The 15,902-nt window shown below is 61.9% G+C and carries 18 protein-coding genes; all 18 read right to left on the bottom strand.

The genetic code is table 11. The features are described 5' to 3' along the window. Nucleotides 1-88: 88 nt before the first annotated feature. Nucleotides 89-1,552 (bottom strand): ribosome biogenesis GTPase Der, encoded by a 1,464-nt coding sequence (gene der / locus CXQ80_RS04045; RefSeq protein WP_101316713.1) that lies wholly within the window; start codon nucleotides 1,550-1,552, stop codon nucleotides 89-91. 115 nt (nucleotides 1,553-1,667) lie between these two features. Continuing rightward, nucleotides 1,668-2,810 carry an outer membrane protein assembly factor BamB gene (bamB, locus tag CXQ80_RS04040; RefSeq protein WP_218195360.1) on the bottom strand — a complete coding sequence of 381 codons (1,143 nt, stop codon included), beginning with the start codon at nucleotides 2,808-2,810 and terminating at the stop codon, nucleotides 1,668-1,670. A gap of 1 nt (nucleotide 2,811) precedes the next feature. Further along, nucleotides 2,812-3,453: a tetratricopeptide repeat protein gene (locus CXQ80_RS04035; RefSeq protein ID WP_101316709.1), complete on the bottom strand. Its 642-nt coding sequence runs from the start codon at nucleotides 3,451-3,453 to the stop codon at nucleotides 2,812-2,814. 40 nt (nucleotides 3,454-3,493) lie between these two features. Continuing rightward, complete coding sequence (hisS, locus tag CXQ80_RS04030) at nucleotides 3,494-4,783, bottom strand: histidine--tRNA ligase (RefSeq protein WP_101316707.1); 1,290 nt, start codon at nucleotides 4,781-4,783, stop codon at nucleotides 3,494-3,496. Nucleotides 4,784-4,807: 24 nt separating this feature from the next. Beyond that, complete coding sequence (ispG, locus tag CXQ80_RS04025) at nucleotides 4,808-5,917, bottom strand: flavodoxin-dependent (E)-4-hydroxy-3-methylbut-2-enyl-diphosphate synthase (RefSeq protein WP_101316705.1); 1,110 nt, start codon at nucleotides 5,915-5,917, stop codon at nucleotides 4,808-4,810. Nucleotides 5,918-5,920: 3 nt separating this feature from the next. Continuing rightward, entirely contained in the window at nucleotides 5,921-6,946 is a 1,026-nt protein-coding gene (locus CXQ80_RS04020) for a RodZ domain-containing protein (protein ID WP_101316703.1), read from the bottom strand. After that, on the bottom strand, nucleotides 6,946-7,704 hold the full coding sequence (gene pilW / locus CXQ80_RS04015) for a type IV pilus biogenesis/stability protein PilW (RefSeq protein WP_101316701.1): 759 nt from the start codon (nucleotides 7,702-7,704) through the stop codon (nucleotides 6,946-6,948). Before pilW ends, CXQ80_RS04020 begins: the two co-directional genes overlap by 1 nt. A gap of 14 nt (nucleotides 7,705-7,718) precedes the next feature. Continuing rightward, on the bottom strand, nucleotides 7,719-8,864 hold the full coding sequence (gene rlmN / locus CXQ80_RS04010; RefSeq protein ID WP_101316699.1) for a 23S rRNA (adenine(2503)-C(2))-methyltransferase RlmN: 1,146 nt from the start codon (nucleotides 8,862-8,864) through the stop codon (nucleotides 7,719-7,721). Nucleotides 8,865-8,892: 28 nt separating this feature from the next. Next, the gene (gene ndk, locus CXQ80_RS04005; RefSeq protein ID WP_101316696.1) at nucleotides 8,893-9,318 is read right to left on the bottom strand and encodes a nucleoside-diphosphate kinase; all 426 of its coding nucleotides are present in this window, start codon (nucleotides 9,316-9,318) and stop codon (nucleotides 8,893-8,895) included. An 88-nt stretch (nucleotides 9,319-9,406) separates the two neighbouring features. Next, the gene (gene iscX / locus CXQ80_RS04000; protein ID WP_101316694.1) at nucleotides 9,407-9,607 is read right to left on the bottom strand and encodes a Fe-S cluster assembly protein IscX; all 201 of its coding nucleotides are present in this window, start codon (nucleotides 9,605-9,607) and stop codon (nucleotides 9,407-9,409) included. Between the two features lie 15 nt (nucleotides 9,608-9,622). Further along, nucleotides 9,623-9,964 (bottom strand): ISC system 2Fe-2S type ferredoxin, encoded by a 342-nt coding sequence (gene fdx / locus CXQ80_RS03995; RefSeq protein ID WP_101316692.1) that lies wholly within the window; start codon nucleotides 9,962-9,964, stop codon nucleotides 9,623-9,625. A 3-nt stretch (nucleotides 9,965-9,967) separates the two neighbouring features. Further along, a complete protein-coding gene (gene hscA / locus CXQ80_RS03990) occupies nucleotides 9,968-11,830 on the bottom strand; it encodes a Fe-S protein assembly chaperone HscA (RefSeq protein WP_101316690.1) in 1,863 nt (620 codons plus the stop codon). 41 nt (nucleotides 11,831-11,871) lie between these two features. Next, nucleotides 11,872-12,384, bottom strand: a complete 513-nt coding sequence (gene hscB, locus CXQ80_RS03985) for a co-chaperone HscB (RefSeq protein ID WP_101316688.1) — start codon at nucleotides 12,382-12,384, stop codon at nucleotides 11,872-11,874. An 8-nt stretch (nucleotides 12,385-12,392) separates the two neighbouring features. Beyond that, on the bottom strand, nucleotides 12,393-12,716 hold the full coding sequence (gene iscA / locus CXQ80_RS03980; RefSeq protein WP_101316686.1) for an iron-sulfur cluster assembly protein IscA: 324 nt from the start codon (nucleotides 12,714-12,716) through the stop codon (nucleotides 12,393-12,395). A 29-nt stretch (nucleotides 12,717-12,745) separates the two neighbouring features. After that, entirely contained in the window at nucleotides 12,746-13,132 is a 387-nt protein-coding gene (gene iscU / locus CXQ80_RS03975) for a Fe-S cluster assembly scaffold IscU (protein WP_027619655.1), read from the bottom strand. Nucleotides 13,133-13,178: 46 nt separating this feature from the next. Then, entirely contained in the window at nucleotides 13,179-14,393 is a 1,215-nt protein-coding gene (locus tag CXQ80_RS03970) for an IscS subfamily cysteine desulfurase (protein WP_101316684.1), read from the bottom strand. 42 nt (nucleotides 14,394-14,435) lie between these two features. Beyond that, entirely contained in the window at nucleotides 14,436-14,927 is a 492-nt protein-coding gene (gene iscR, locus CXQ80_RS03965) for a Fe-S cluster assembly transcriptional regulator IscR (protein WP_101316682.1), read from the bottom strand. 170 nt (nucleotides 14,928-15,097) lie between these two features. After that, complete coding sequence (gene cysE / locus CXQ80_RS03960; RefSeq protein ID WP_101316680.1) at nucleotides 15,098-15,901, bottom strand: serine O-acetyltransferase; 804 nt, start codon at nucleotides 15,899-15,901, stop codon at nucleotides 15,098-15,100. Nucleotide 15,902 lies beyond the last annotated feature (1 nt).

Raw genomic sequence — 15,902 nt, 5'->3', positions numbered from 1 at the left:
GCGGATCGAGCAATCAGGAAAAAGGTTGAAACAATACACTGATGCAACAGGGGCCGCGCAGCAGCCCCGGTGCAGGGTCAGGCCAGAATCAGCGCTTGTCTTTGCGCTTCTTCTCGGCCTTCTTGTGGTGCGACATCAAGCGGCGCTTCTTGTTGACCTGGCGATCGGTGAGGGTGTTCTTGTTACCCTCGTACGGGTTCTCGCCGCCTTTGTACTCGATGCGGATCGGCGTACCGACCAGCTTGAGCACACGACGGTAAGTGTTCTCCAGGTAGCGCGAATACGAGCGTGGGATCTTCTCGGTCTGGTTCCCGTGGATCACGATGATCGGCGGGTTGGCGCCACCCAGGTGAGCGTAACGCAGCTTGATCCGGCGGCCATTGACCAGCGGCGGCTGGTGATCGCTGATAGCGTCTTCCAGAATCTGCGTCAGGCGGCTGGTCGGCCAGCGGGTGACCGCCGACTTGAACGCGGCCTGCACCGACTTGTACAGGTTGCCCACGCCGGTGCCGTGCAGCGCCGAGATGAAGTGGATGTCGGCGAAGTCGACGAAGAACAACCGGCGCTCGAGCTCGGTCTTGACGTAGTCGCGCTCGCCAGGCTGCATGCCATCCCACTTGTTCAGGGCGATGACGATGGCGCGGCCGGCCTCAAGGGCAAAGCCGAGCAGGTTGAGGTCGTGGTCGACCACACCTTCGCGGGCGTCCATGACAAAGATCACCACGTTGGCGTCTTTGATCGCCTGCAGGGTTTTCACCACCGAGAACTTTTCGACTTCCTCGTGGATCTTGCCGCGCTTGCGCACCCCGGCGGTGTCGATGAAGGTGTACTTGTCACCATCACGCTCGAACGGGATGTAGATACTGTCGCGAGTGGTGCCTGGCTCGTCATAGACCACCACGCGCTCTTCACCGAGCATGCGGTTGACCAGGGTCGACTTGCCCACGTTGGGGCGGCCGATGATGGCGATCTTGATGCCGTCTTTTTCGCTCGGGCCTGGAATCCGAACGGCCTCTTCGCCTTCGGCAACTTCCTGGTCGAGCGCGTCTTCTTCCTGATCGCGCGGGATGTGCCCGAGCAGCTCTTCCATCAGGGCGTTGATACCGCGGCCCTGGGAGCCGGCGACCGGAATCGCGTTGCCCATGCCCAGCGGCGAGAACTCGGCACGTGCCAGGTCAGGATCGATGTGGTCGATCTTGTTGGCGACCAGCACCGCAGACTTGTTCCGCTTGCGCAGGTGGTCAGCGATCATCTGGTCGGCAGCGGTCATGCCGGCGCGGGCATCCACCAGGAACAGCACGTAGTCGGCCTCTTCGATGGCCATCAGCGACTGCTCGGCCATCTTCTCGTCCATGCCCACTTCGTCACCGGTGATACCGCCGGTGTCGATCAGGATGTACGAACGGCCCTGCCACATGGCATCGCCGTACTGGCGGTCACGGGTCAGGCCCGAGAGGTCGCCGACAATGGCGTCGCGGGTTTTGGTCAAGCGGTTGAACATGGTGGACTTGCCGACGTTCGGCCGCCCCACCAGGGCGATTACGGGAACCATACGGCTCTCCACTCTTGAATTCTTGAAAATGCAAAGGCCGCTGCAGAGCAGCGGCCGGAGTTCGCGCGGCGCATCATGCGCCACTGCTCGAAGCCTCACGGCCTCAAGCTTAGCCTCAGCGGATGGTCAATGCCTCGAGCTTGCCGCTGTTGCCGAAGACATAAATGGTGTCGCCGACCACCAAGGGGCGGGCGCGCAGGCCATCACTGTCAATACGCTCACGGCCAACGAAGCGACCATCGACCTGGCTCAGCAGGTGCAGGTAGCCTTCGAAGTCACCGACTGCGACGTAGCTGGAGAACACTTCAGGGGCGCTCAGCTGACGGCGCGCCATGGAATCGTTGCTCCACAGTGCGCTCGACGAACGCTCATCGACGCCTTCAACGGTGCCGGAAGCTTCGCTGACGTAGACGTTGCCAAAGCCCTGGGCGACACCGACGTAGCTGGACGCATCACGCTGCCACAGCACGCGGCCGCTTTCCAGGTCCAGACCGGCAACCCGGCCCTGATAGGTACCGACGTACAGGGTACCACCAGACAGCAGCAACCCGCCGTCGATATCGACGACGCGTTCGAGTTCGGAGCGACCTTGCGGGATCGCGACGCGGCTTTCCCAGACCGGCACGCCGTTCTGGATGTCGACAGCAATAACCTTGCCGGTCGACAGGCCGGCAACGGCCATGCGATTGGTCACGATCGGTGCGCCAGTGCCACGCAGAGTCAGTACCGCTGGAGTGCTTTCGTAGATCCAGCGACGGTCGCCGGTCGCGGCGTCCAGACCAATCAGACGATCGTCCTGAGTCTGCACCACCACCACGTCACCGTTGTTGGCCGGCGGCGCCAGCACTTCACTGGTCACGCGGGAGCGCCAGCGCTCCTCACCGGTGCTGCTGTCCAGGGCGATCACTTCACCCTTGAGGGTGCCGAGCATGACCAGGCCGTAGCCGACGCCGACTGCGCCGGAAACCGGCAGGTCGAGGTCCTGTTTCCAGACGATGTCGCCGGTGTTGCGATCGAGCGCGAAGACTTCGCCGTTGACGTCGGAAGCGTAGATGCGGTCGTTTTCGATGGCCGGCACCAGGGTATTGTAGGTCTCACCCTGACCGTCACCGATCGAGCGGCTCCACTGCTTTTTCAGCACGACTTCTTCGGTGAACTTGGTCAGCTCGGCCGGAGGCAGTTCCTTCTTGCTGTTGCTGCTGCAACCCACGACCAGTACGGCCAGGCTCAGCACTGCTGCTTGTTTCCAACCGATCACGTCAAGCGTCCCCTTTGGCCAGGTCATCCAGCTTCAGTTGCAGGCCACCGACCGCTGCTTCATCAGACAACGCGGCCTTGGCTTTTTCGTATGCGCTATGGGCATCGCCAGCGCGGCCCAACTGTACCAGCAGATCGCCCTTGAGCTCTTCGCGGCTGGCCTGAAACGCCTTGTCAGCGTCGCCATCGAGCAGCTTCAGTGCTTCGTCAGCCTTGTCCTGAGCAGCCAGCACACGGGCCAGACGCTGGCGTGCGATCTCGCCCAGGGTGGCATCGGCAGGTTTTGCCAGCACGCTGTTGAGTTCGCTGGCTGCGTCGTCCAGCTTGCCGCTGTCGACCGCGACCTTGGCCACGAACAGGCTGCCGTACTGGGCATAGGCGGTGCCGCCAAACTCGCTCTTGAGCTTGCCAGCCAACTCGGCAACCTTGCTTGCATCAGGCTCGCCGGTCGGCGTCAGGGCCGTTTCCAGCAGGTTCTGGTACAGCACCGAAGCGCCTTGTGACTGATTGCTCTGGTACTTGTGCCAGGTCTGCCAGCCAGCTACCAAAGCAGCAGCCAACAGGGCGCCGGTCAGCAGCGGCTTGCCGTTGCGATCCCACCAGTCCTTGGCCGCGCTCAGGCCATCATCATCGGTACTCGACACCCCAATACTCCTATTCAGCAAATTCGGCTGTTTGACTGCTTCACGCGTTCGCGAGGGCAGCTTGCAGGTGCTCGGCCAGAGCATCCCAGGCTATGTTCTGTTGTTCGCCCTGGCCACGCAGGGGTTTGAAACCTACCACTTGTTGCGCCAGTTCGTCGTCCCCCATGATCAGGGCAAACAACGCCCCGCTCTTGTCGGCCTTCTTGAACTGGCTCTTGAAACTGCCGGCACCGGCGTTGACCGCCAGGCGCAGGCCCGGTACCTGATCACGCAACCGCTCGGACAGGCCCAGACCGGCCAGCTCGGCCTGCTCGCCAAAGGCGCACAGGTAAACGTCGATCTGGCGACTGATCGACTCCGGGACCTTGCCCAGGGTTTCCAGCAGCAAAATCAACCGTTCGATGCCCATGGCAAAGCCAACACCAGTAGTCGGCTTGCCGCCCATCTGTTCGACCAGGCCGTCGTAACGACCACCGGCACACACGGTGCCTTGAGCGCCGAGCTTGTCGGTGACCCACTCGAACACGGTCTTGCTGTAGTAGTCGAGGCCACGCACCAGCTTGGTGTTGATCACGAAGGGAATGCCGGCAGCGTTCAGGCGAGCCTTGAGGCCCTCGAAGTGCACACGGGACTCTTCGTCCAGGTAGTCTTCCAGCTTCGGCGCGCCGACCAGCACGGCCTGGGTGCCCTGATCCTTGCTGTCGAGAATGCGCAGCGGGTTGCTCTTGAGCCGACGCTGGCTATCTTCGTCAAGCTGCTCGAGGCGCGCCGAGAGAAACTCGACCAGCGCGTCGCGATAGCGTGCACGGGCTTCGCTGGTGCCCAGGCTGTTCAGCTCGAGCTTTACCGCGTCCTGAATGCCCAACTGGCCCCACAGGCGCCAGGTCAGCATGATCAGCTCGGCATCGATGTCCGGGCCATCCAGGTTGAACACCTCGACGCCGATCTGGTGGAACTGGCGATAGCGACCTTTTTGTGGGCGCTCGTGGCGGAACATCTGCCCGGTGTACCAGAGCTTCTGCACTTGGCCGTTGCCGGTGATGCCATGCTCGAGCACGGCGCGCACGCAGGCAGCGGTACCCTCAGGACGCAGCGTCAGCGAATCGCCGTTGCGGTCCTCGAAGGTGTACATCTCTTTTTCGACGATGTCGGTGACTTCACCGATCGAGCGTTTGAACAGCTCGGTGAATTCGACGATCGGCGTGCGGATCTGGCTGTAACCGTAGCCGTCCAGCAAACTGGCGACCGTGCCTTCGAAGTAACGCCACAGTGGCGACTGGTCAGGCAGGATGTCGTTCATGCCACGAATGGCTTGCAGCGATTTGCTCACGAAAAGTCCTTTCGAATCTGTGTATCAGCCGCGGGCGATCAGCGCCGCGTCGGCTTCGACCTTTTCGGCCGCTTTCTGGCGAATGAGCTTTTCCAGCTCCTCGACCAGGTTGTCGTTGTTCAGTTTCTGCGCAGGCTTGCCGTCGATGTAGATCAGGTTCGGCGTGCCGCCCGTCAAGCCAACATGGGCTTCCTTGGCTTCACCCGGGCCGTTGACCACACAACCGATCACGGCGACGTCCAGCGGGACCAGCAGGTCTTCGAGGCGACCTTCGAGTTCGTTCATGGTCTTGACCACATCGAAGTTCTGCCGCGAACAGCTCGGGCAGGCGATGAAGTTGATCCCACGCGAGCGCAGGCGCAGCGACTTGAGGATGTCGTAGCCGACTTTGACTTCTTCGACCGGGTCGGCGGCGAGAGAGATCCGGATCGTGTCGCCGATGCCTTCGGCCAGCAGCATACCGAGGCCGACCGCAGATTTCACCGTCCCCGAACGCAAACCACCGGCTTCGGTGATGCCCAAGTGCAGGGGCTGGATGATCTGCTTGGACAGCAGACGGTAGGCTTCAACGGCCATGAACACGTCGGACGCCTTGACGCTGACTTTGAAGTCCTGGAAATCCAGGCGATCGAGGTGCTCGACATGGCGCAGGGCCGACTCGACCAGCGCTGCTGGGGTCGGTTCGCCGTACTTCTTCTGCAGGTCTTTTTCCAGCGAGCCGGCATTGACCCCGATGCGGATCGGAATACCACGATCGCGCGCAGCATCGACCACCGCGCGCACGCGGTCTTCACGGCCAATGTTGCCTGGATTGATGCGCAGGCAATCAACACCCAGCTCAGCCACGCGCAGGGCGATCTTGTAGTCGAAATGGATGTCGGCTACCAACGGCACGCTGACTTGCTGCTTGATGCGGCCGAAGGCTTCGGCGGCGTCCATGTCTGGCACCGAGACGCGGACGATGTCGACACCGGCATCGACCAGGCGCTGGATCTGCCCGACCGTAGCGGCGACATCATTGGTGTCGGTGTTGGTCATGCTCTGCACCGCGATAGGCGCATCACCGCCCACCGGCACATTGCCCACCCAGATCTTGCGGGTTTCGCGACGCTTGATTGGAGATTCGCCGTGCATGAGTTACTGCCCCAACTTCAGGCGAGCGGTTTCGCCACTGGTGAACGGTGCAACATCAACGGCCTGGCCGTTGTAGCTGATCTGAGCGCCGCGGGCGAAGCCCAGGCGTACCGCGAACGGTGGTGTGCCGGTGACTTCCAGGCTGTCGCCCTTGCGCTTGGTGGCGTTGACCAACAGCTTGCCGTTGGCATCAGTGACCTGGGTCCAGCAATCCGCCGAGAACTGGATCGCGACACGGCCACTGCCGGCGGGGACTGGCGCTGCTGCGACAGGTGCGCTGGGGGCTGTGGCGGCAACGGCTGGTGCGCTGACCGGCGCAGCTGGCGCAGGTGCAGTCGGTGCGGTGGTGGCATTATTGGTCGCGGCCGGGGTCACCGGGGCGGCGGCAGTGCTCTCGGCGACCGCCGGGCTTGCCGGAATGGCTTCTTCGTTGGCCGAGCCACTGCTCTCGCCAGTGGCAGCCTGCTCCAATGGCAGCGGCGCACTCTGGCCTTGCTGGGCTTCGCTGACAGCCTGGTCTTCCGGCTCATCCAGCGGGTGGATCTGGGTGGTGCCGTCGGCGCTCTCGACTTCGACGTGCTCCAGGGCGATTTTGCCAAGGTCGCTGTTGCGCAGGCTGCTTTGGTCCTTCCAGAGGAAGAAGCCGCCACCTACTACTGCCACCAGCAGCACCAGGCTGACAAAGCGCATGACGTTGTGCGACAGGCGCACCGGTTCTTCGATTCGTCCCAGCGAGTGCACCTGGCTGCCTTGCGCGTGGGTGCCGGTGACCTGGTCAAAGGCGGCGACCAAAGGCGCTTGGTCCATGTCCATCAGCTTGGCATAGGCACGGATGTAACCACGGGCAAAGGTGTGCCCTGGCAGCTTGTCGAAGGCGCCGGATTCGAGATTGTTCAGCGAGCTCAGGGTCAGGTTGAGCTTGCGGGCTACCTCGGCCTGCGTCCAGTCGCGGTTTTCGCGGGCCTGGCGCAAGGTCTCACCGGGGTGCTGGTGAGTCGCTGCTGCTACTTCGGGATGCGCGGCTTTCATCATTGCTCCGACAGGTATTGCTGATATTCCGGCGTACCGGGATAAAGTCGTTGTAGTTGCTGGCCCAGCTCGGCCACCGTTGCCGGTTGCTCGAACACCCGCGCCAGGCGGCTGCCCATCAGCAGGCTGCGAGCATCCGGGGCGCTCAGTTGGCTGAAACGATCGTAGTAATCCCGGGCTGGCACATAATGCCTGTTTTCGTAGGACAACTCAGCCATTTCGAACAACGCTCGCGGTTGTCGCGGGTTGAGCTGCAAAGCCTTGTGCAGATGCGCCTGGGCATCGTCGCGGCGACCTTGCCTGAGAACCGTCAGGCCAAGGTTTTCGAAGACGCGCGAGCGCTCAGGATACAGGGTATCGGCAGCGGCCAGGCGAAACACTGACTCGGCTTCGGCAAAACGCTCCTGAGCATATAGGAAACTGCCGTAGTTGTTGCGAATCCGGGTGTCATCCGGATTATGCGCCAGCGCCTTGTGGAAATGCTCGGTTGCCAGCGTCGGCTCGCCCTCGGCCTGAAACACCAGCGCCAGCGCGGCATGCGCATCGGCATCACGGCTGTTCAGGGCAAGTGCCTTGACCAGCGGCGCCTTGGCCTGCTCGGTCAGACCTTGTTGCAAATAGCCCAGCCCCAACTGCACATACGCCCTGCCCGCCTCGGCCCGACCCTGCTGGGTGGCCAGCGGGTCATTGCTGCCGCCCGACACGCAGCCGGTCAGCAGCAACAGGGTCAGCAGCGACAGCGCTGCGCGCAGGATCATCGCTGCCGGCCCGCTCAGTGACGCGCAGCGTTGTCGGCGATCTGCACGTCGTCATTGAGCTGACGCACAGCGATGTAACGCTCGCTGCGGCGGGTACGGTCCATGACCTGACCAACCAGTTGCCCACAAGCGGCGTCGATATCCTCACCACGGGTGGTACGGGTGGTGACATTGTAACCACCGTGGTGGAGCAGGTCCTGGAAGCGGCGGATTGCATTGTTGCTCGGCCGCTCGTAACCGGAGTGCGGGAACGGATTGAACGGGATCAGATTGATCTTGCACGGGATATCGCGCAGCAGCTCGATCATCTGCGTGGCATGCTCGGGCTGATCGTTGACGTCCTTGAGCAGGGTGTATTCGACGGTCAGTACACGCTTGCCACCGAGGGTGGCCATGTAGCCCATGCACGACTCGAGCAGGACCTTGAGCGGGTACTTCTTGTTGATTGGCACCAGCTTGTTCCGCAGCTCGTCGTTCGGCGCGTGCAGCGACAGTGCCAGGGAAACGTCGATGTGCTTGGCCAGCTCGTCGATCATCGGCACTACGCCTGAGGTCGACAAGGTGACGCGACGCTTGGAAATGCCATAGCCAAGATCGTCCATCATGATCTTCATGGCGGCAATGACATTATCGAAATTGAGCAACGGCTCGCCCATGCCCATCATCACCACGTTGGTAATCGCGCGGTCGACTTTGGCCGGGATAGTGCCGAAGGATTTGTTCGCAAGCCACACCTGACCGATGACTTCGGCGGCGGTGAGGTTGCTGTTGAAGCCTTGCTTGCCGGTGGAGCAGAAACTGCAGTCCAGGGCGCAGCCCGCCTGCGACGATACACACAAGGTGCCACGGTCGTCGGTCGGGATATAGACGGTTTCGACGCAGCTGCCGGAGGCAACGCGGATCACCCATTTGCGGGTGCCGTCGGCGGAAATGTCTTCACTGACCACTTCTGGTGGCCGAATCTCGGCAACAGCCTCGAGCTTTTCGCGCAAGACCTTGCCGACATTGGTCATGGCGGCGAAATCATCGACGCCAAAATGGTGAATCCATTTCATTACTTGACCGGCACGGAAGCGCTTCTCGCCAATGGAGTCGAAGAATTGTTCCATTTCCGGCTGGGTCAGACCCAACAGGTTGATTTTGCCAGTAGATGTCGTCATGGATTCACCCTCACCCGTAAGCTTTCGCTTAGCGAGCGGTTACCTCGGTAGCTGCGAAGAAGTAAGCGATTTCGCGAGCGGCAGCAGCTTCGGAGTCCGAACCGTGAACGGCGTTGGCGTCGATCGATTCAGCGAAGTCAGCACGGATGGTGCCGGCAGCAGCTTCTTTAGGGTTGGTAGCGCCCATCAGCTCACGGTTCAGAGCGATGGCGTTTTCGCCTTCCAGAACCTGAACAACAACTGGGCCGGAGATCATGAAGGCAACCAGGTCACCGAAGAAACCGCGCTCGCTGTGCTCAGCGTAGAAGCCTTCGGCTTCGGCTTTGGACAGTTGCTTGAGTTTCGAAGCGACGATTTTCAGGCCAGCTTCTTCGAAGCGCGAAGTGATCTTGCCGATGACGTTTTTGGCAACTGCGTCAGGCTTGATGATCGAGAAAGTACGTTGAACAGCCATGGTAACTCCAGAAAATTGAGTATTACGAAAAATTAAACCCGCGAATTATACGCGGGTTCCAGGGGAATGCCTAACCTGCAGGTGACGCTCAGTCGGCTTCTTCGATCCAGGCCCCCTGGATCGCCTCAAGCACCTTCTCTCCGCCGCGTGTCGGATCGTCGCTGAACTCTGGCAGAGCCACTACCCAGCGGTGCAGATCGAGGAAATTCACATAACGAGGATCGACCTCCGGCTTGCTTTCTGCAAGCTGGATAGCGATCTCAAGTACATCAACCCATTTCAGACTCATGCCAGCCTCCAGGCTTCAGTGCGGCGCTTCGGCGGCGTGGTTGAGCGAATACTTGGGGATTTCGATGGTCAGGTCGGTATCACCGACGACCACCTGGCAACCCAGCCGGGACTGCGCTTCCAGGCCCCACGCCTTGTCCAGCATGTCTTCTTCGAGCTCGTCGGCTTCGTCGAGCGAGTCAAAGCCCTTGCGCACGATGCAGTGGCAGGTGGTGCAGGCCTTGACCCCGCCGCAGGCGCTTTCCATCTCGATATGATGGTCGTGAGCCAGCTCCAGGATGTTGGTCCCGGTTGCGACTTCCACGGTCAGCCCTTCGGGGCAAAACTTCTCATGCGGCAGGAATGTCACCAGCGGCATCGATTACTCCTCGATCTCATTCAGGTTGCGCCCGGCCAGTGCGGCTTTGACCGTCGAATCAAGGCGACGGGCGGCAAATGCATCGGTCACCTGCGACAGACGCTTGGTCTGTTGCTCGATGGCAGGGCCATCGGTGCCGGCCAGCAAATCACGTAGTTGTTGCATCTGGAAGCCAATGGCTTCGCGCTCTTCGGCGCTCAGCAGGCGCTCGCCGTCGGCATCCAGCGCACCCTGCACCGCTTCGAGCAGGCGTTCGCCGTCGACCTGGTGCTCGCGCAACTGGCGGGCCTGCTTGTCGGTGCCGGCGTGCTCGAACGAATCCTTGAGCATGCGGGCGATTTCACCGTCGGTCAGGCCGTACGACGGCTTGACCTGAATGCTTGCTTCCACGCCCGAGCCCAGTTCGCGTGCAGCGACGCTGAGCAGGCCATCGGCGTCGACCTGGAAGGTCACGCGGATCTTCGCCGAGCCGGCGACCATCGGCGGAATCCCACGCAGTTCGAAGCGCGCCAGCGAGCGGCAGTCGCTGATCAGTTCGCGCTCGCCCTGCAGGACGTGGATCATCATGGCCGTCTGGCCATCTTTGTAGGTGGTGAATTCCTGAGCGCGGGCCACCGGGATCGTGGTGTTGCGCGGGATCACCTTTTCCATCAGGCCGCCCATGGTCTCCAGACCGAGCGACAGCGGGATCACGTCGAGCAACAGCAATTCGCCACCTTCGCGGCGGTTGCCGGCGAGGGTATCGGCCTGGATCGCGGCGCCAATGGCGACTACCTGATCAGGGTCGATCGAGGTCAGCGGAGCACGGCCGAAGAGGCCACCGACGGCTTCACGCACACGCGGTACGCGAGTCGAACCACCGACCATGACCACCGCAACCACTTCTTCGAGCTCGACCCCACTGTCACGCACGGCGCGGCGGCAGGCCTTGAGGCTACGGGCGATCATCGGCTCGATCATCGCTTCGAAGTCTGCCCGACTCAGTTCGCCCTGCCAGTCACCGTGAACAACGCGCACGCTGGCGGCATCGGTCAGGGCTTCCTTGGCCGCGCAAGCGGTCTGCAGCAGTTGACGCTGAGTCGCTGGATCCAGATCAGCCGACAAACCAGCCTGCTCAATGATCCAGCTGGCAATCGCGTGATCGAAGTCGTCACCACCCAGGGCGGTATCGCCACCGGTGGCCAGCACTTCGAAGACGCCGGCAGTCAGGCGCAGGATGGAGATATCGAAGGTACCGCCGCCCAGGTCGAAGATCGCCACCAGGCCTTCAGCGTTCTGGTCCAGGCCATAGGCCACGGCCGCAGCAGTCGGCTCGTTGAGCAGGCGCAACACGTTCAGCCCGGCAAGCTTGGCGGCGTCTTTGGTCGCCTGGCGCTGAGCATCGTCGAAGTAGGCCGGGACCGTGATGACGGCACCTACCAGATCGCCGCCGAGGGTTTCCTCGGCGCGCTGACGCAGCACCTTGAGGATGTCGGCAGACACTTCGACCGGGCTTTTCGGCCCTTGAATGGTCTCGATGAACGGCATGTGCGACTCGCCACCGACAAAGCGGTACGGCAGTTGCTCGCCGAGCTGCTTGACGTCGGCCAGGCCACGCCCCATCAGACGCTTGACCGAAAGGATGCTGTTGAACGGGTCGCTTGGCGCTGCTTCGCGCGCGGCCTGGCCGACTTCGACAGCCGCCTCCAGGTAGCGCACAGCCGATGGCAGGATGACCTGCCCCTCGCCATCGGGCAGCGGTTCGCTGCGGCCGCTGCGCACGGCAGCAACCAGAGAATTGGTAGTACCCAGGTCAATCCCTACCGCCAGGCGGCGCTGGTGCGGCTGGGGGCTTTGACCGGGTTCGGCGATCTGCAGTAGGGCCATGCTTATCTAGCTACCTTAGGCGTTGTCACGGCAACACCGGGTTAATCGTCGAGGCGCTCTTCGAGCTGGCGCACTTCCTGGGCGAGCTTGTCGAGAAACTGCATGCGGCGCATCAGGCGCTCGGCCTGTTCACGCTGCGCAGGATCATCCCAGCAGGCGGCGAATTCCTCGAACAGCGTATTTTGCGCGAGCTTGAGGCGCTTCTTGAATACCGCGACACCGTCGAGGTCGGTCAGCTCTTCAAGTTCTTCACGCAGCTCCATCTGCTGCAACAGGAAGGCCGGATCATGTACGGTGGCTTCCTGCGGCACTTCGTGACCACTGATGGCCAGCAGATAGCGCGCCCGACGGGGGGCGCTGCGCAAGGTCTGATAGGCGTCGTTCAACGCTGCCGAGTTTTCCAGGGCGACACGCTGCTCGCGCTCGGAAGCATCGGCGAAGCGGTCCGGATGGACCTCGCGGGCCAGTTCGCGGTAACGAACGGCCAGTTGATCGAGGTCCAGGCGAAAACCCGGCTGCAGATTGAACAGGGCAAAATGACAAGGAGTACCCACATCAAGCCTCAAACATTGAAGCTTTCGCCGCAGCCACATTCACCGCGCACGTTGGGGTTGTTGAACTTGAAGCCTTCGTTCAACCCTTCCTTGACGAAATCGAGCTCGGTGCCGTCGAGGTAAACCAGGCTTTTCGGGTCAATGATGACCTTCACGCCGTGGTTCTCGAAGACCTCGTCTTCGCCTGCCACTTCGTCGACGAACTCCAGCACGTAGGCCAGGCCCGAGCAACCGGTGGTGCGTACGGCCAGGCGAATGCCTTCACCCTTGCCACGCCCGTCGAGGGAGCGCCGCACGTGGTTGGCGGCGGCTTCTGTCATGCTGATAGCCATCGGAACTCCTTAGCGTCCAGTCAAACGACTCAGATCAAGCCTTTTTTCTGCTTGTAATCGCGTACGGCCGCCTTGATGGCGTCCTCGGCGAGTACCGAGCAGTGGATCTTGACCGGTGGCAGCGCCAGCTCTTCAGCCAGCTGGGTGTTCTTGATAGTCTCGGCCTCGTCCAGGGTCTTGCCCTTCATCCACTCGGTGGCGAGGGAGCTGGAAGCGATAGCCGAACCGCAGCCGTAGGTCTTGAACTTGGCGTCTTCGATAACGCCCTGCTCGTTGACCTTGATCTGCAGACGCATCACGTCACCGCAGGCCGGCGCGCCGACCATGCCGGTACCGACGTCCGGGTCTTCAGCGTCCATCTTGCCGACGTTGCGCGGGTTTTCGTAGTGGTCGATGACCTTTTCACTGTATGCCATGGTGCAATTCCTTCCTCATCAGGTAGCCGCTCTTGCCGGCGACTGCTTAGTGGGCGGCCCACTCGATCTTGGAGATATCGACGCCGTCTTTGTACATGTCCCACAGCGGCGAGAGTTCGCGCAGCTTGGTGACAGCCTTGCAGACTTCCTGCGCGGCGTAGTCGACTTCTTCTTCGCTGGTGAAGCGGCCGAAGGAGAAGCGGATCGAACTGTGTGCCAGCTCGTCGTTGCGGCCCAGGGCGCGCAGTACGTACGACGGCTCGAGCGAAGCGGAGGTGCAGGCCGAACCGGACGATACCGCGATGTCCTTGAGGGCCATCAGCAGCGACTCGCCTTCAACGTAGTTGAAGCTCAGGTTCAGGTTGTGCGGCACGCGCGCAGTTTGGCTGCCGTTGACGTACAGCTCTTCGAGGTTGGAAACCTGCTTGAAGAAGCGATCGCTCAGCGCCTTGATGCGGGCGTTCTCGCTGGCCATCTCCTGCTTGGCGATGGCAAATGCCTCACCCATGCCGACGATCTGGTGCGTAGGGAGGGTGCCGGAACGCATGCCGCGCTCGTGACCACCGCCGTGAATGATTGCTTCCAGACGCACGCGCGGTTTGCGGCTGACGTACAGCGCGCCGATACCTTTAGGGCCGTAGGCCTTGTGCGCGGAGAACGACATCAGGTCGACCTTGAGCTTCTGCACGTCGATCTCGACCTTGCCGGCCGATTGTGCAGCGTCAACGTGGAACAGCACGCCGCGGGCACGGGTCAGTTCACCGATTGCAGCGATGTCGTTGATCGAGCCAACTTCGTTGTTGACGTGCATCAGCGAGACCAGAATGGTGTCGTCGCGCAGCACCGCTTCAACCATGCCCGGGGTAACGATGCCGTCTTCGCCTGGCTCGAGATAGGTCACTTCAAAACCTTCGCGCTCGAGCTGGCGAGCGGTATCGAGCACGGCTTTGTGCTCGATCTTGGAGGTGATGATGTGCTTGCCCTTGGTCTGATAGAAGTGCGCAACGCCTTTGATCGCGAGGTTGTCGGACTCGGTGGCACCGCTGGTCCAGACAATTTCACGCGGGTCGGCGTTGATCAGCTCGGCCACCTGGCGACGGCCGTTTTCGACCGCTTCTTCAGCGCGCCAGCCAAACACGTGGGAGCGCGACGCCGGGTTACCAAAGTTGCCGTCGACCAGCAGGCATTCGGCCATCCTCTGGGCAACGCGTGGGTCGACCGGCGTGGTCGCGGAGTAATCGAGGTAGATCGGCAACTTCATTGAATATCTCCTATCAGGCGGTGGCGTCGCTCGTGACCAATGTCAGTCGACGGCGGACGTCTCAATCTTGTCCAACTGGGCGGATCGACCTGCAACACGGCGCAGGTCCTGGCGATGAGCGACTTCTTGCACCTCACGGCGCTTGACGAGGTCGGCCAGGCTGATGCCACTGAGGAATTCATGGATCTGCTGACTGAGGTCACACCACAGGTGGTGGGTCAGGCAGGTATCACCGGCATGGCAGTCACCCAGGCCCTGGCAACGGGTAGCGTCGACCGATTCGTTGACCGCGTCGACGACCTGGGCAACCTGGATGGTTTCCATGCCGCGCGACAGCTGATAGCCGCCGCCTGGGCCGCGCACGCTGGAAACCAGGCTGCTGCGGCGCAGCTTGGCGAACAGCTGCTCCAGATAAGAGAGGGAGATGCCCTGGCGCTCGGAAATATCGGCCAGTGACACCGGCCCATGCTGCGCGTGCAACGCCAGGTCAAGCATGGCGGTCACTGCGTATCGGCCTTTGGTAGTCAGTCGCATGGCGTATGGGTACCACGGGAGTTACAGAATGTGAGCAAGTATGCGATTCCCGAGCATTTAAGTCAACTATTAGACCTACTGCTTTAGTCGGGTTTGCACTCGAAGGGCGGGCGCGAGTGTAGCAGACACTGGCCGCGAGCACACGCCCACGGCCAGCGCCATCGTCGCTGTCAATGTGGCTGGGTGTCGCTCTGCGCCTGCTGCCTCGACTCGACCGGTGCGACGTCAACGAAATCTTCTTCGGGCAGCGCCGGCAGCGCCTTGCCGTGATAGTCGCTACCCAGCTTGGTCAACGCGCCGCACATGCCCTGCAGACGCTCGTCGACCGCTTGCAGGTGGTCGAGCATCTGGCCAATGGCGCGGGCGACCGGGTCAGGCATGTCGCCACTGACGCCATAGGCATCGAAACCGATCTTCTCGGCCATGGCCTTGCGCTTGGCTTCGACTTCGGAGTCTTCCTGCGCCTTGACGATAATGCGACCTGGGATACCCACTGCGGTGGCGCCTGGCGGAACCTCCTTGGTGACCACAGCATTGGAGCCGATCTTGGCTCCGGCGCCGACAGTGAATGGGCCGAGCACCTTGGCGCCGGCACCGACCACCACACCATTGCCCAGGGTCGGGTGGCGCTTGCCGGCGTTCCAGCTGGTACCACCGAGAGTCACGCCCTGGTAGAGGGTGACGTCGTCACCGATCTCGGCAGTCTCACCAATGACGATCCCCATGCCGTGATCAATGAAGAAGCGTCGGCCGATGGTCGCGCCCGGGTGGATTTCGATGCCAGTCATCCAGCGGCCGAAGTTCGACACCAGCCGCGCCAGCCACTTCAGGTCACGCGTCCACAGGGCGTGGCCAAGGCGGTGCAGCCAGATCGCGTGCATGCCGGGATAGCAGGTCAGCACTTCAAAAGCGTTACGCGCCGCCGGGTCACGATGGAATACGCTTTGGATATCTTCACGCAGACGTTCGAACATT

Origin of the sequence: Pseudomonas sp. 02C 26, assembly GCF_002843585.1 — a bacterium.
Lineage (GTDB): Bacteria > Pseudomonadota > Gammaproteobacteria > Pseudomonadales > Pseudomonadaceae > Aquipseudomonas > Aquipseudomonas shirazensis.
Note: the sequence above shows the minus strand (reverse complement) of the source record. Positions and strands in the feature narration are given on the sequence as shown.